This window comes from Pseudoalteromonas sp. CO348 (assembly GCF_004208845.1).
Taxonomy (GTDB): domain Bacteria; phylum Pseudomonadota; class Gammaproteobacteria; order Enterobacterales; family Alteromonadaceae; genus Pseudoalteromonas; species Pseudoalteromonas maricaloris.
Window position 1 is genome coordinate 146,195 of record NZ_SGPI01000017.1, and the last position, 13,936, is coordinate 160,130.

Sequence of the window (13,936 nt, forward strand, 5' to 3'; positions counted from 1 at the left end):
ATCGCTTTGCTCTGCTTTAATAACACAATCCGCTATGGTTACGCCTTACTCTAAGCTCGCCTCTATGCGATAATGCCTATCTATCGTTAGTCATATGTATCCGCGTAGCGGCAAACAGCTTAGTTATCACGGTATACACACTGGTGTGAACTGATATACACATTAATATACACAGTTGTCATACCATCACGACAAGTATGATTAACCAAAACAAACAAAAACAGTAGAATAACTTTTTGATTTTATGACAAATACAAACCAATCAGATACACCAAATAATGCCCAGAACATCCCAACTATTTTCTGGCACGACTAATCGAACCACCAACTAACCACATGTTTTAGTTAAACTTTTAAAATAAAAATCAATACTATATACACAGTGATATACACACTTGACGTGCTCATTCAGTTATTGGCTGAAGATTCTCATGTAACGCATCAGCTTTGCTTTTAAAACCGATAAACTCAGCGGCGTTAATTGGGGGTGGCTTGGTGACCCCATGTTTGTGTGTTGCTATTTTTTCGTTAGTCTCTGCGACAACCTCGATTAGTTCTAAAAGAATTCTTATCGCATTAACTGAGTTGTCACCAACCCATACAGTCGCCCCCTCTACTTTTGCAAGATCAGTAGCTTTTGCATAAAGCGTCCTCAGGCTTTGCAACTGCATATCACCATGTGCTTTTATTTCAATTTGTTTTTTGCTGCCAATCAATACGCCTTCGAGCGCGGTTAGTAACGCCTTTTCACCCACAATTGTTTTCAGGGCCCCCATCACCTCATTTATTTGGTTGCCATCTATCTTTGTTGTGTCATGACTCTCTATGTTGCACGTGCGCTCATGGTAGGCCTCATTTCTTGACCTCGCCATAACGGTGCTTGTGTCACTACGTTGACTGATATCTCTATCCGTTTTCATATGCCAGCTTTCATCCCGGCCTTGGATACTGCTGGAAGTACTTTGTAAAAGAGATACGTCTGTGTGTTTATAGTTTGGCACTAAGCTTTGCCACGGTAAAATTGCAATGATCACAGGTAGACTGTTGAGCCCATCAATATATTGCAGTAGACAAAGCATTCCGGGCTTGGGGTGTGAGATGACACCTGCATTATTTGGCTGTCCAATAGCTAATGTTACTTGTTGAAATACCGGTGCATCAGTTGGCTCAAGAGTCTGTGGGTTTATGAGCTGTATATCTGCAGCTTTGTATGGGCGAAACGGAGTGCTAGCTTTTGGTGTATCTGCAGGCAAATCATATATAGCAACAAACTTTGCCAGCTGTGGTAAATGTTTTCGCTCACCTAGCTCAGGAAAATACCTTAGTATGAGCCGTTTAATAGCTTGTTTGACCATCTTAATTGCATCCTGTCATTGTTTAGTGTTACTTCCGTGATGTATCGGCCATTGATTTTTATGCCAGGTCTTAACTTTGGTATTGCTAACACCTCGCCGCTTAAGCTGTTTATCGTTTTAATTGCGTGCTCAGGGAACTCACTAACCTCAGAGGTGGCCCACTTTGAATGCTCCCAACTGCCAACGTAGATTTTCCCATCTGGTCGCTGCTGTACTATGTAGTGAGGTATTTGCCAAACAGCACCAATTTGGCGTAGCGCTTCAATGCCTGATCCTGCATGGTAGAATGCTGGTACGACGGCTTTCGAATACTGTACATCTGGTATGACAAATTCTAGCTGTCCTTGTGATAGCTCTGCCAATACCTTTTCAATCGTTGCATGCCTAATTGCCATAGGTATTTTAAAGCTTAGTGCGCCAATTAGCTCTCTACATGTTAAGTGCCACAAGCCGTTTGAATACAACTTTGATTCAATCACACCCAAAAAGTAAGGCTCTAACGCGTCTAATTGATATCCTATATGCAGCTCAACTAGTCCGGTTGGCTCGAAGTCACAAACGACTTGAAAGCTCGCCCTGCCTGTAGAACCGATATCCAGTTGCACTAGCTTTTTTTCGATTGTTGTTACTGGCACTCCGCCAATTGTTAGTTGCTCATTTAATTTCAAGGCCCTTCAACCTCACTAAATTGAGCCAATATTTTTTCATGGCCTGTCGTTGACTGCGCCGCAGTGTGTCGCTGCCCTTTGGAGTCTAGTTGCTGTTGTTGGCGCTCTGATACCGATCTCACTTCGAGCAGGTTAAAAGACACGAGCCAAGCCCTCACGTCTTCATCTTCAGTTGCTTTTACATCGCCATCAAATTTGGCGCGGCGAATTTTATATGCTGCTGAAATGGGGCTGTTGATGGTATAGGTTCTACGCCCGCCATCCTCATCGAGTGCCTTTGCCTTACTGATCAACGCTTCTAACTCCTGTTCTTCAGCGAATGGGATCTTTGTTTTTACAGTAAGCACTGAGGCCTTAATACCTTGGTCAAGTGACAAGGCAAACGATCCGAATCCCGATGCATCATCACCTTTAATTTTTACTGCCGCGCTTACCTTAGTCTCATAACCTGGTACTCGCCATCCATCTATACTGATCATATTGCGTCTTTCACTATGCTTAGGCTTTCAAAATTACCGACGAGTAACACAAAAACCCAGTGTTCGTCATTATTGCCATATCGAGTTATAGCTTGTGCAAGAGAGCCTCTGCTTGAAGCTTTAATCAGCTCAGCATTAAGTCTCGTTACAATGTGTGCTTCGCTAGGATTCAGCCTATAATTTCGCTCAGCTTTTAGTTTTTCAGTTTCTGTCATCGCATTGTCAATGGATGTAATGAGGGTTGTCCCCTCATCATTTATGAGCCTTTTTGAGTCATTGAGCCATTGTAAACTCAAAGGTTTTAATGATGTTGTAGTTAACGTTTGCCACTCTAAACTTTGCCCGTTTGTGATTGTAAACTTATCTTGCTCCACAGTAGTTAAGCTCTCTGCATAAGCTGCCGTGTGAATAAAATCAGCAATTGGACATGATTGATTAAAGTTCTCTAGCTTACTTTTTAGAGCTTTTGCGGTTTGTCCAGAACTATAGAGCAGTAAACCATCCCAACTGTTAGGGCTATCAATTCTGGTTTCATCTTGTACAGCTTCCGCAAGTTCAGCGGCCCCTGCTGCACTGGTCATAGTTCGTGATGTTTGATAGCTGTAATGGCTTAGCTTATGGAGTGTTTTTATTTGCCTATTTAACGCTGCCCTGTCCATAGGTGTGATCCTTAAAAGCATTGGGGTATTTTACTTTTTGATACCCGAGCACAAAAAAATACATAATGTGAGCTTTGAATTTACTCACACCACCAAGCTCAAGATATTCTCGAAAATACTTATGTGCTTGTGGGTTGCGCTTTCTAAGCTCATCATCATGAATGATTGCAGCTAGTAGCCCATCTCCAAATGGATTGTGAAACCACCATAGCCACCTCGGAATACTGAACCCATCCGTTACGAACCCAGCAGCGACCTCTCCATATTTGTGTTTAATTGGCTCAAGCACGCGCGCTTTTCCACACCCTATAAATTCCAGCTTAGGCTGTGGCAACTGGGACATAAACGTCAAACTCCATCGTTTCAAAATCCAATCTAAACGGCGCGTTTTCGATACGTGCCAAACCCTCGTTAAGCCTCTTAGCAGTAATGAGATAATTACCGCTGGTATCAAACTGTAATGGCAACGTCACCACACCATCTTTGATAGTCGCAATAAACCGTAGGTCTTCAATTGGTTGGCTCGCATTTACTACGCGCTCAACCATCACCATGAGCCCGCCGTTTGGTAAACCCAAAGCTTGGGCTGTTATTGTGATAGGTTCACCCAAAGGCACCCACCAAATATCCCCGATTTTGCGAGACGCAGAACTTTCTAGCTCAATTGATTCCAGCGTAATTGTTGGCCTATTGTCTCGTGGGACTGGATGATACAGAACTCGAGATAGTACGTTATTGTTATCACCAATTGTTAGCTTGTAACACGGCGCCTCAGGCGAATCCAACGGTTCATTATTTAATGTTTCGTATGCTACTATTGTCATTCTGTTCTCCATATCTCATATTGGAACGATGCCGTATCTCCAGAGCCGCTACGCTTTTTTCCCTTTAATCTAATTTGACTATCAAAATGTAGTGGTAAAATTCTGTCTAGATTTGATTCTGTCATCGGATGATTTGAGCCGCGAGCAGCCTCAAATGTTGCCAGCACATTTTCGCCATCTACGGTTAACTCTGTGATTGCCACATAGTCTAGGGAGTTTAGGTATGTCAATACCCCCTGAGTATCGTTGTGCTCAAACAATATGACCTCATCAGTTCCCACTTGCATGGTGGTACACGCTAGTGATGGGTTCGATGCGTAAAATGTGCCTGTTAGTAATTCCACAGGTCGAGGTGTGACACCATCTGTTACTGACATCATCATTGAACCTCCCAATGCTCGCCGTTGAATGCGACTAAAATTTCTCGATTTGCTTTGTACATAAATTCACTGCCAGTTTGCACGGCTTGACCGTGACGCTTGCTTAACTTGATATCGACATCAGCCGTTTTAATAACAGGCCAAATGCCATGACATTTATTGAGGGCTATTGTTGTCCCATCGGACAGTTCTGCTGTTGGCGGTAGGATGAATGGCCCCTCAGTTGTGAGATATCGCTTTTCGTGTGCCGATAAGTCGTGGGTTGCAGATGTTTGGCGATGTTCTTGCATCAGCACCGGTTTGATGTTGCTAGTGCTGTAGACGTAATCCATGGCAATAGCAACTTCTTTCGTACCATCTGGCTTTGGTTCATCTGTGATAGATTCAACTTTATTAGTCAGTCGCCCGTCGCTTTTTACGTCTTTACAATACACATCGACTCCCTGCCAGTAACTCTGCCTTGGGAACCAAAAACACATTTTGCTATCGACATTTAATACAACGAGGCCATGCAATCTTTCACCCGTCGCAATCCCCCTGCAGTTCAGCATCGTACTGCTATAGATATATCCCTGCGCTATTACGCTGATTGGCGAACCACCGTACCCATTCCCTTTAATCTCCAACATCCACGCAGCACCGCTAGCCACCGCATAATTGATGCTGGTTTTTATCAACGTGCCATCTTTAAAATCTCGCTTTGAGTGCAGTGGCATATAATCAAACGCATTGATATTTTGCACCTTGTCTAAGTCGAGCAGCGCTTTACTCGGCGGGTTTTTTGTAGTGAGTACTAAATCCCATTCAGACCATTGGCCCTCTCCAACTCGATAACGAATATATGATTTTGGTTCGCCATGATAAAGATGGGCTTTTTGTACAATTCGCTGTTCGCTGCTGTTCTGGGTTTTTACTACAATCACTTCAATAATATATGGCGATTCTGATGGCAGGTTTTGCACATTATTCAACGCTAAAACGCATTCAGTGCGCTCAGTTAAATCATTTGCATCAACGCCGCCGATGTATCTACCAATATCTGAAATGGCTCCTATTTCAGGCGGTGTAGGTTTGTTTTGTGTACTGTATATGTTTGCAAAGAAGTCAAATGGCCGAGCCGACCCAGTTCCTTGGAGTGCAATTTGACAGTAAAAACTATATACATAGTTCGATGCATGGAAACATGTGAAATGCGGTTTACCGTTGATAATTTTAACACTGGGGCGGTTTGAGAACAGGTCATATGTATAAATATGCGTAGCTTTCCACTCACCATTCGACTTATGGAATCGCGCGACCAAATTTGAGTCTGAGCCTGTGCCTTGCGTAGTGCCGAATACCAGAATATCAGATGCATCCGATGGCAAATCAGGAAATTCGCAGGGACTATTCAAGTTCATGGTTATATCAAACGAGCGAGTTATAAAGTAACCCGACTGAAGGCTCATCCTGTTGCCCACCCCATGAATAGCCATCTCTTGTCGAACTTGGTTATCACCGGCTGCTGCCGCTTTTGGGCTAACAATTAGGTCAGTGCGCCCACCAGTCACAACATCTGCATCATCGCAAAACCGCTTGTCAGTTAATAAACTCGCACCGTTGAACGCTATTTCATCGTCAATTTCAATCGTGCTCTCAAAATTGATTGTATCAGCCACCTCTTGATTTAGCGCTAGATTAGATCTGGTGTCATAGTAATCCAAACCAAATGGCACGAACGAACCTGTACCGTTGTACGTGACTACATCCTGTTCTGGCGCTGAATGATAAAACTCAACACCGCCATACCTAGTCCCATTAAGTTTAAACGTGCACAGGCGGGGTGTGAACCTACACCCGTTTGTCTGTAAGCTTCCTCTCATTTTCTCGGTCATATACCGTCGACTGACCGCGACTTGTGCAATTATATTCGGCACAATGCCGTTAACCCGAGTAAAACACAACTCACCAAAATTCCAACTTTCATAATTGCTCGATGTGTTGACTAACTTACACAGTGCAATCACGCTTTTGCGGTATGATGACAATTGAACTTGGTCTGACAAATCAACGGCTATATTTCTACCGTGGGTGCGACGGTTTAACTTTTCTGTTAGCGCTGACAAATCTTGTGCTGTCGCGAACACTCCATCGCTGACCTGCCAAGGTAGAGTAGCCAGTGTTACATTCAGATCCCCAGCTAATTGCTGGCTTCTCCAAATTATTGACTTAACACTATAGTCACCGGTATTAGCTCCATCTGTACGCGTTTTGGTTTGCTCGTTTGTATGTACAATCGCAATCAGCACTTCAGTGCCATTAGCTTTTTTTGCGATTGCACCAAACCAGTTAAAAGTGAAGTTGCCAACGTCGTGGCCAAGCACGCTTGATATCACGACTGCATCACCATCTAAGCTGCTGACTCGATCAATGGGTTGGTTATATACAATGTTTGCCGGCACACTATCGCTTAAAATCGGCGAATCTGCATTTAATCCTGGTACGTGAGCAAAAACCATCTTTGTTATATTGAGGGTTTCTGTTCCTGCAAAGACATCATTTTTATACGCGATACCTGCGCTTGTAATTTTTAATTGGCTCACCCAACTACCTCCTTGTTGTACAACACCAAGCCACATACTTCTGCTGTTGTGATTGCTGTCATTGCATTTAACACGTACCGCCTGCATGTCTTGCCATAACTCGCTATCAGCTCTAGTATCATTCGCTCTCTCCCTGCGAAGTTCTTTTCTAGCATTGAGACTTGTACTTGGTCCCAGTCAAACCCACTTACCCTTTCGTTGACTTCTGCTAATATTCCAAGACGCCTGAAAATCCTTTCAAGCCCAGCTGCGCTGCCCGCATCAATAGCATTTACATGAGCTAACTGAACTCGTTTTGCGTACATGCTCAGTGGTTCACCCGATAGCCGGCTAACGCCTCTTTCCCATGCAAGTAGATCTAATATTTTTTCGCTGGCGTCTGTGCTGTGTTGAATTGTATTCCACCATAGCAGTTGTGAATTGAGCTCGTTCCAATAGTCCTCAGTGGCCTTTGCTAACTTTTTAGCATCATCGCCATATATCCAACTTGGTAGGTTAGCCATGCTGCACCACCAGTTCATTTAACTTTGGTAACCAAAACCCTGTGCTTAAGCTGGTTTGATTAAACGATACTCGTGTTAACTCAGGGAATGCGTTGTGTAATTCTGCCGCCAATAAACTAAAACTAAATGCGGTATTTGGCATGACTCTAGTTGAAGAGTAAGCGGCGTTCTCCCGAAAGACAGAGCGGATAAAAACACTGATGTCACTGCTAATATCTCGGCTTGCCTCATAGGTGACTGTCATATCAAATGACTGAGTTGGCATTGCAAACACTTTCATGTCATCGGCCAAGCCATGATTACCAGCAGCAATATGGTTATTAATACTGTCTATAATCGCTTGGCTGATTGTTCCTACTGTTAAATAAACATACGCGTTTGCAGTGCCTGGACCTCGTGGCGCGCCTTTTTCAAGTGCGATATTGTCCATGGGGATCCCACCTGCTGTTGCGATAATATTCTTGTATACGTCATCCACATGGTATTTACCTAAGTGTGCGAATGCCGCTTTTATTCGCAATCGATAGTTCTCATCACTCTCTATGTACTGCCCAGCTGTGATCAACCAGTCGTCGTCATTTATGATATTTACACCATCATATTCGCCAACGACACGAACATAATAGCCAGCACTTAAATTGTATTCATGACCATGAGATTCAGCGACAGCAGTCAGTGAGGCTGTTGATTGGCCTATTGCTAAGGCACAATCGCTCTCTGTAACGAGGCGATATACTTTTCCATTAAGCGGTATGCTTTCTACAATAGTCCCTGCTGGGATCTCTATTTCTTGTGATGCGTCTAAACGGCTTATTTTTAGCTGCCCTCTAGCAGTCACAGCCTTGAGTCTCTTAATATCACGGGCATTACCTTGAATGTCTAACCACTCTTTTTGAGCCAACATAACAAAGCTGTTTGGCATTACATGAGTAGTCATCTGTTTGACCAGTTGAGCGGCAGGCTCTGCAACTAACGCTTTTTGTAATCTAAAAAATGGGCTGTATGGACTTTGGTTGTTTACTACAAACCCCGCATTTTTTAGGTGCTCATCAAACTGCGCTGAAAAATCTTCCACGGAGACTGACATACCAGCAGCTCGCATCTCCTTTTCAAAAAGCGCTTTATAATCCATTAGGCTCAATCCTTCCGTAATCCCGAGTATCTGCCTCTACATTGATAAGGCCTGTAGTCAATTGTGTGATTTTTATTGTGCCAGGAACTAAACGATCATCTTGTTCAACAATTAGCTCAATTTCAGTGAGTACTTTTGCAATGTGGTCTTTGTTCCTAAGGCCAATTAGCAAAGGGAGTTTTTTACTTTCAATAATTCGGTGCTTAATATCCTGTGCAACCACATCACGATCATTGATTTGTGACGGGTTGAATAGGCTATCTAGATGAATATCTCCATCAACAATATTGAGGTCTATACGTATCATCCAGCTAACTCCATTAGCTCATCAAAATCTCTCTTCACGTTGTCTGACTTTATGGTGAGAGAGTCAATCATCACGCGCTTCGAGTTATCAGTCGATACTGCTTGGTTGTTTGTTGTGTTCTTGCTTAAGCTTTGTAAAAACTCAGACCTATGCGTTTTCACCTTGTAGCTGTTATTTTGTTGCTGAAGCTCGCTTTTTTGTCTCTCTATTTCTAATGCGCTATTGATTGCTGAGTTGGTAATATTTTGATCTGAATTGTAGATAGGCAATTGAGTAACGCCGCTCATGCTTACATGAGCAGCTTTGTTATTGTTACCTCCAGGAAGTTGTTCAATATTATTTCTTAGCTTATCCGCTTGCGGCATTAGTGTTTTTACTACTAAGGCTCCATCACTACCGAACGCTTGTGTTAACTCACTGTATTCTTTGGCCGAGTCAATCTCACCATATTTCTCTTGTAACCTCTCTAAAATGGTAACGATAGGAAATGCGGTGCCTTTGTCACCGTTTAGTTGAATACCTAACTTTTGTTGAGCGTATGGCAAACTTTCTATAAACGATCTGTAACTACTACCCGCATTAGCGCCTGACATTGTGTTTTGTAGCTGCCCAAGTACAGCGGTTGATTCAGCTTTGCTGATCTGATGGCTGTTCGCTGTTTGACCAAATTCCCGCTGTGCTATCATCATTTGTTCGGGGTTTGCTTTAAAGAACTGCTGTTGTAATGGCTGACTTGTGTGTTCTACTTTTAATTTTGCTTCGGTATCATCAATCAGACCTAGCTTTTCTAGTATCCAACCCACGCTATCTGCTAAGCCATCAAATGACGATTTGACACGGTCAAAGACACTCATCAACACTTGCCCCCATGCTGTGTCTTTAAATGCAGCAACTAAATCATCCCAGTAATAGATAAGCGCACCGATTGCTGCAATAAGTGCCACGACTCCAGCTACTATCCATGTGATTGGATTAGCCCAAAGCGCCGCACTAAATAGCAGTGCAGCGAACTTTCCTGCCACCATTACCGCATTTAATGCTCCCATCGCAACTGTAGCTGCCCCCAGACTTGCAACTAAGGTAATCAACCCTGCGATACGTAAAGCGACCAGTGCAGCTTGCCATAGCTTAGTAATTAGTAAATGTGCTTTTGTTAACGCAATACTAGATAACATGGTCATACGATACAGCCCCATCACCGCATTAAATGCACCCATAACAACGACATAAGCAGTAAAGGCCACAACACCTGCAGCAATGATCCCGGTTAGGGTTGGAAACGTTTGCGTTAACCAAACAACGCCTCTCAATATGGCAGATAGTCCATCGACGATAGGTTCAATAATAGGTAAGACTGCTTGTCCGAGGCTAGTCATTGCAGCATTCATTGAACCGCCAAAACGGTCCCACGAACTGCTCATTGAATTAGCCATTTCAACGGCAACTCCCATGTCTTTTATTTGAGCGAGTTGATTAATATTGGATTCTAGTTGCTCTGTTTGAGGGATAAGAAGCTGTAACATTGCAACGGCTTCATCACTACCAAATGCATTCTTTAATGCATCTGTCTTAGCTACGGTATCTATCTCCCCAAACCGTCCTTTTAGACGATCAATCACTTGTACCATTGGTAACAACTTGCCTTGAGAATCTGTCAACTGAATGCCAAGTTTTTGCTGTGCGGCCCCCACTCCTGTTAAAAATGCTTTATATTTTGTACCAGCTTCAGACCCTGACATTGTTGCTTGCAGCTGGCCTAGCACTGCCATTGACTCATTCATTTCAATACCGTGCGAGTTTGCGCTTGCGCCTAGACTTGAGAACGCCCCCGCCATCTCACTACCAGTGGTTTTGAACATACGCACACTTGCAGCAGTTTGGCCTGTGAGCATTTGTATCCACTCAGACTTACCAACCTCTTTTGCAGTATCTTGATAAATACCATACATAGTGCCGAAATAATCTGTTGTAGTAGCGGCATCTGACTTTGTGCCTTTGGCGAGAATAGCTGATGAGTTGGTAAACTGTGACAACTCTTTACCATTAAGCCCTGCTATTGCAGATTGGATATCATAAGAGCTGCGGATCACTTCCGCTGAATTGCCGCCATAGTTACTTACAAAATTCATGGCTGTATTATTGAGTTGAGTTAACGCCTCATTACTTACTTTGAGTGAACTGACTTCACCGAGCGCGTCCTTTGCATCTATCGCAGGATTGAGAGAACCAACAAGCATCATCGCGCCGCCAGCGGCACTCATTAACCCACCCGTCATCTGCTCTTTCGCAGCTGCGGTTTGCTCACTCATCTGATTAATCTTAGCCATGATCTTATTCACAGGCCCAGTGACTTTGTCTACCACACCTATTGAATACATTAGTTTGTCTAATTTACTGAGTGAGCTCATCTAATCATCGCCATTTAACGCCATACATATACCGTTATTTACGGCAGTGGCTAACAACTCATTTTGCTGGATCTCTAAAAAGAGCGCTTGGGCTAAGCTCTCATCAGTTACTGGCATAGCCCCAAAGTATCGAGCGTGGTATGCCAGTAACTGATCAATTCGGTTTGTCTTTATTTGCTTGGCGCGCTCTTCGATTTTTTTACGGTAAAGTTAAACTCCGGTTGAAAATCCTCCACAATCGTACTCGCCATATGCAATGCCGCCGCTGGTTGCTGTAGCAGATCTTTCAATGCTTTTGCTTGTGATTCATCTACTGTAGACATCAAAAAATTCGTTGCCGGCTGAATTTTATTGATTGGAGTTAATGCATTGACGTACTTGTTGTATGCAGGAGTATCAACATTAAACTTGAACTCTGTAGTGTCTGTCTCGATGATGATTGTTTTAGCTAGTGACATTGTCATTACTCTCTTTTAAATCTGCTTGGTCTAGCAGTGTATAACTAAAGTATGGGCCCCATTTTTGAGCTGATAATTCGCAAAGCTCAATAAACTCGTCAAAGTCATTCGGATTTGCAATTACTTGACAGCCCGCAGACCACTTACCCACTTGGGTCGAGGTCGTTGTTGCACTCGCTCGATGACAATTAATGCCAAAGTAGCCTTGCTGTAGTTCTGCATGAGGCGTGGTATTGGTGTCCAACTCGTCGTCCTGGTTATTATCCCGTAAGACAACTACTGGTTTATGTTGTACAAGTGCGCGGTACTTGCCTTGGTGGTAGCCAAGTGTCCAGAGGCTTAGGTGTTGCCCAGCGATAAGCACGGCTGTACCGTCTACATTCATTGGATGTTTGCGCCAGTAAAGTCCCGCATCAGTTGTTGCTTTATACTGCTTTAGTTGCCATTCGCCACCTTGTTGGTACAGCACGCAGATCGCATCATTAAATGTATTTGCTCGTGTATTACTGTGGCGAACACCGATGATATTGAGGTTTAATTCTCCCTCAAATACACGATGGCCACATGCACGCACGGTGTTTATCACCATATCTGGGTTTAAGTTTCGAATGGCTTTTGTCATCACAGATCCCTTACTTCATCGTCAGTTAGATAAGGCACACCGTTGATTTTCACAAAATCAGGGCTTGTGATTGGGCATTTAATTGTCGTGGTGTCTTCTTCACCACCATCGGCCTTGATGTTTAAAATCTCTTCTAGTTGCGGTAAACACCCGAACGCCTCAACGTTCTTTTTACCCGCCGCTACTTCAGCGTTAAACGCAACGTCGAAAGGTTCAATCGCTTTCCAGCTCCCAGCTTTTTCCGCTTGAGCTTGCAATATCAACCAGTTCTCATGGTCAAGTTTTAATGTGACTTCACCTTCAACATCACCATCAATAAAGCCTTTTGGTATACCGCGAACCTTTTTAACCTTTCTGCCATCCGTGATTTTTACCGTGGCTTCCATAACATGGACCATTGAATTACCAATGAAGATATCAAAGTCCTTACCACCTAATACTTTTTGCATGTGCGCTCCTTACACTTCTCGGTCTAACATAATCCCAACGATAATGGTGCTCGGGGAGTCAATCGGTTTTACCTTCAGCACAACTTGTAAGGTTCGCTCGTCCATAAACGTTAGATTGATACTGTCGTCTTTCGGCGTGTCGATTAAACCAGGGAACTTATCTGCACCAATGTTTACTGACTTACTCATATCACGAAGTGGCTTACCCAGTGTGCGTTTGCCAAACTCAATACCGCTAGTACTGTTGTTTAAGCGGCGATTTTTGATATGTTTAATAGCAATGATGCGCACGGCGCGTGCGGCTTTATCAACAATGCGGCCTGTTTCGATTTGCTGAAAATCACCACCTTCAGCATCTAGCATGTTAACGTCACCAAAGTAAACACCATCATAATCAGCATAAAACTGTGTACAGCTAAATCGTAGCGTATCAAGTGCGGCGGTTGTTGCATTGGTTAACGGGTTGCCTGCTGCATCTTTTGGCAATGGCATGAGCGACATAGCGCCTGTAAGTACTCGCATTGGGCTGTCAGCAATCGTAACTGCTCGCTTACATAGTCGACCAGTTACGGCGCCCAGCTCATCACCGAATAGCAGAGGAACAACGGCCACTCTATCGCCAACGATACCATCTGTTAACGGCTGTAACGCCGTAACTAAATCCGACCAATTTTGACCATCAGATAAACCTGGTGCAGCAATAAGAAATCGAACGCGCCTAGCCAAACTCGATAAGATCTCTAGTGCCTTAGCTTGATAGCTCTCGATATCAGCTTTGCCTGTGACTGGGGTACAGATCACAATGATTTCAGGGCTCACATCTTGGTTCATTGCTTTATCAATGAGCGCCATAACATCATCGCCGGCACCGTGAGGAATTGCATACCCACTCACTAGCTCATCACCGTTACGCTGCCAGGCAGCAATTTGCGTTTTTAATGGTGAATCATCAGCTCCGAATAGATCATCGAAATCACTTTGAGCATTGATGGGTAGAATGCTGCCAATGTTTGCAGGCGCTTGTCCGATAAATAGAGTCGTGCGTTCCACTTCTTTCGTAGCGCCACTACCAGTTTGAATGGCGGCAACGGATACTTTTCCTTGTGCCAT

The 13,936-nt window shown here is 43.7% G+C and carries 16 protein-coding genes; all 16 read right to left on the minus strand.

Going from position 1 to position 13,936, the window contains the following annotated elements:
- Window positions 1–404: 404 nt before the first annotated feature.
- The gene (locus tag EXT48_RS08140) at window positions 405–1,355 is read right to left on the minus strand and encodes a hypothetical protein (RefSeq protein ID WP_130164140.1); all 951 of its coding nucleotides are present in this window, start codon (window positions 1,353–1,355) and stop codon (window positions 405–407) included.
- Entirely contained in the window at window positions 1,322–2,023 is a 702-nt protein-coding gene (locus tag EXT48_RS08145) for a hypothetical protein (protein ID WP_130164141.1), read from the minus strand. The genes EXT48_RS08140 and EXT48_RS08145 overlap by 34 nt, the downstream gene beginning before the upstream one ends.
- Window positions 2,020–2,502, minus strand: a complete 483-nt coding sequence (locus EXT48_RS08150; RefSeq protein WP_130164142.1) for a hypothetical protein — start codon at window positions 2,500–2,502, stop codon at window positions 2,020–2,022. Before EXT48_RS08150 ends, EXT48_RS08145 begins: the two co-directional genes overlap by 4 nt.
- Window positions 2,499–3,161 (minus strand): hypothetical protein, encoded by a 663-nt coding sequence (locus EXT48_RS08155; protein WP_130164143.1) that lies wholly within the window; start codon window positions 3,159–3,161, stop codon window positions 2,499–2,501. The genes EXT48_RS08150 and EXT48_RS08155 overlap by 4 nt, the downstream gene beginning before the upstream one ends.
- Window positions 3,139–3,504, minus strand: a complete 366-nt coding sequence (locus EXT48_RS08160; RefSeq protein ID WP_130164144.1) for a DUF1353 domain-containing protein — start codon at window positions 3,502–3,504, stop codon at window positions 3,139–3,141. Before EXT48_RS08160 ends, EXT48_RS08155 begins: the two co-directional genes overlap by 23 nt.
- A complete protein-coding gene (locus EXT48_RS08165) occupies window positions 3,482–3,985 on the minus strand; it encodes a hypothetical protein (protein ID WP_130164145.1) in 504 nt (167 codons plus the stop codon). The genes EXT48_RS08160 and EXT48_RS08165 overlap by 23 nt, the downstream gene beginning before the upstream one ends.
- Window positions 3,982–4,368: a hypothetical protein gene (locus EXT48_RS08170; RefSeq protein WP_130164146.1), complete on the minus strand. Its 387-nt coding sequence runs from the start codon at window positions 4,366–4,368 to the stop codon at window positions 3,982–3,984. The genes EXT48_RS08165 and EXT48_RS08170 overlap by 4 nt, the downstream gene beginning before the upstream one ends.
- Window positions 4,365–6,947: a phage tail protein gene (locus EXT48_RS08175; protein ID WP_165384098.1), complete on the minus strand. Its 2,583-nt coding sequence runs from the start codon at window positions 6,945–6,947 to the stop codon at window positions 4,365–4,367. Before EXT48_RS08175 ends, EXT48_RS08170 begins: the two co-directional genes overlap by 4 nt.
- Window positions 6,944–7,450: a phage tail protein gene (locus EXT48_RS08180; protein WP_165384099.1), complete on the minus strand. Its 507-nt coding sequence runs from the start codon at window positions 7,448–7,450 to the stop codon at window positions 6,944–6,946. Before EXT48_RS08180 ends, EXT48_RS08175 begins: the two co-directional genes overlap by 4 nt.
- Window positions 7,443–8,582, minus strand: coding sequence for a baseplate J/gp47 family protein (locus EXT48_RS08185; RefSeq protein ID WP_130164149.1), 1,140 nt, complete (start codon window positions 8,580–8,582; stop codon window positions 7,443–7,445). Before EXT48_RS08185 ends, EXT48_RS08180 begins: the two co-directional genes overlap by 8 nt.
- A complete protein-coding gene (locus EXT48_RS08190) occupies window positions 8,572–8,889 on the minus strand; it encodes a DUF2590 family protein (RefSeq protein ID WP_130164150.1) in 318 nt (105 codons plus the stop codon). Before EXT48_RS08190 ends, EXT48_RS08185 begins: the two co-directional genes overlap by 11 nt.
- Entirely contained in the window at window positions 8,886–11,297 is a 2,412-nt protein-coding gene (locus EXT48_RS08195) for a phage tail tape measure protein (RefSeq protein WP_130164151.1), read from the minus strand. The genes EXT48_RS08190 and EXT48_RS08195 overlap by 4 nt, the downstream gene beginning before the upstream one ends.
- 170 nt (window positions 11,298–11,467) lie before the next feature.
- Window positions 11,468–11,761, minus strand: a complete 294-nt coding sequence (locus EXT48_RS08200) for a putative phage tail assembly chaperone (protein ID WP_240703365.1) — start codon at window positions 11,759–11,761, stop codon at window positions 11,468–11,470.
- Window positions 11,742–12,377, minus strand: a complete 636-nt coding sequence (locus tag EXT48_RS08205; RefSeq protein WP_130164152.1) for a hypothetical protein — start codon at window positions 12,375–12,377, stop codon at window positions 11,742–11,744. The genes EXT48_RS08200 and EXT48_RS08205 overlap by 20 nt, the downstream gene beginning before the upstream one ends.
- On the minus strand, window positions 12,377–12,826 hold the full coding sequence (locus EXT48_RS08210; RefSeq protein ID WP_039497824.1) for a phage protein: 450 nt from the start codon (window positions 12,824–12,826) through the stop codon (window positions 12,377–12,379). The genes EXT48_RS08205 and EXT48_RS08210 overlap by 1 nt, the downstream gene beginning before the upstream one ends.
- A gap of 9 nt (window positions 12,827–12,835) precedes the next feature.
- On the minus strand, window positions 12,836–13,936 hold the full coding sequence (locus EXT48_RS08215) for a DUF2586 domain-containing protein (RefSeq protein WP_130164153.1): 1,101 nt from the start codon (window positions 13,934–13,936) through the stop codon (window positions 12,836–12,838).

Bases quoted from the DNA above. Each gene is read 5' to 3' on its own strand.
- EXT48_RS08140 (WP_130164140.1), bottom strand. From the start codon at position 1,355: ATGGTCAAACAAGCTATTAAACGGCTCATACTAAGGTATTTTCCTGAG.
- EXT48_RS08150 (WP_130164142.1), bottom strand. From the start codon at position 2,502: ATGATCAGTATAGATGGATGGCGAGTACCAGGTTATGAGACTAAGGTA.
- EXT48_RS08155 (WP_130164143.1), bottom strand. From the start codon at position 3,161: ATGGACAGGGCAGCGTTAAATAGGCAAATAAAAACACTCCATAAGCTA.
- EXT48_RS08160 (WP_130164144.1), bottom strand. From the start codon at position 3,504: ATGTCCCAGTTGCCACAGCCTAAGCTGGAATTTATAGGGTGTGGAAAA.
- EXT48_RS08165 (WP_130164145.1), bottom strand. From the start codon at position 3,985: ATGACAATAGTAGCATACGAAACATTAAATAATGAACCGTTGGATTCG.
- EXT48_RS08170 (WP_130164146.1), bottom strand. From the start codon at position 4,368: ATGATGATGTCAGTAACAGATGGTGTCACACCTCGACCTGTGGAATTA.
- EXT48_RS08180 (WP_165384099.1), bottom strand. From the start codon at position 7,450: ATGGCTAACCTACCAAGTTGGATATATGGCGATGATGCTAAAAAGTTA.
- EXT48_RS08185 (WP_130164149.1), bottom strand. From the start codon at position 8,582: ATGGATTATAAAGCGCTTTTTGAAAAGGAGATGCGAGCTGCTGGTATG.
- EXT48_RS08190 (WP_130164150.1), bottom strand. From the start codon at position 8,889: ATGATACGTATAGACCTCAATATTGTTGATGGAGATATTCATCTAGAT.
- EXT48_RS08195 (WP_130164151.1), bottom strand. From the start codon at position 11,297: ATGAGCTCACTCAGTAAATTAGACAAACTAATGTATTCAATAGGTGTG.
- EXT48_RS08200 (WP_240703365.1), bottom strand. From the start codon at position 11,761: ATGACAATGTCACTAGCTAAAACAATCATCATCGAGACAGACACTACA.
- EXT48_RS08205 (WP_130164152.1), bottom strand. From the start codon at position 12,377: ATGACAAAAGCCATTCGAAACTTAAACCCAGATATGGTGATAAACACC.
- EXT48_RS08210 (WP_039497824.1), bottom strand. From the start codon at position 12,826: ATGCAAAAAGTATTAGGTGGTAAGGACTTTGATATCTTCATTGGTAAT.
- EXT48_RS08215 (WP_130164153.1), bottom strand. From the start codon at position 13,936: ATGGCACAAGGAAAAGTATCCGTTGCCGCCATTCAAACTGGTAGTGGC.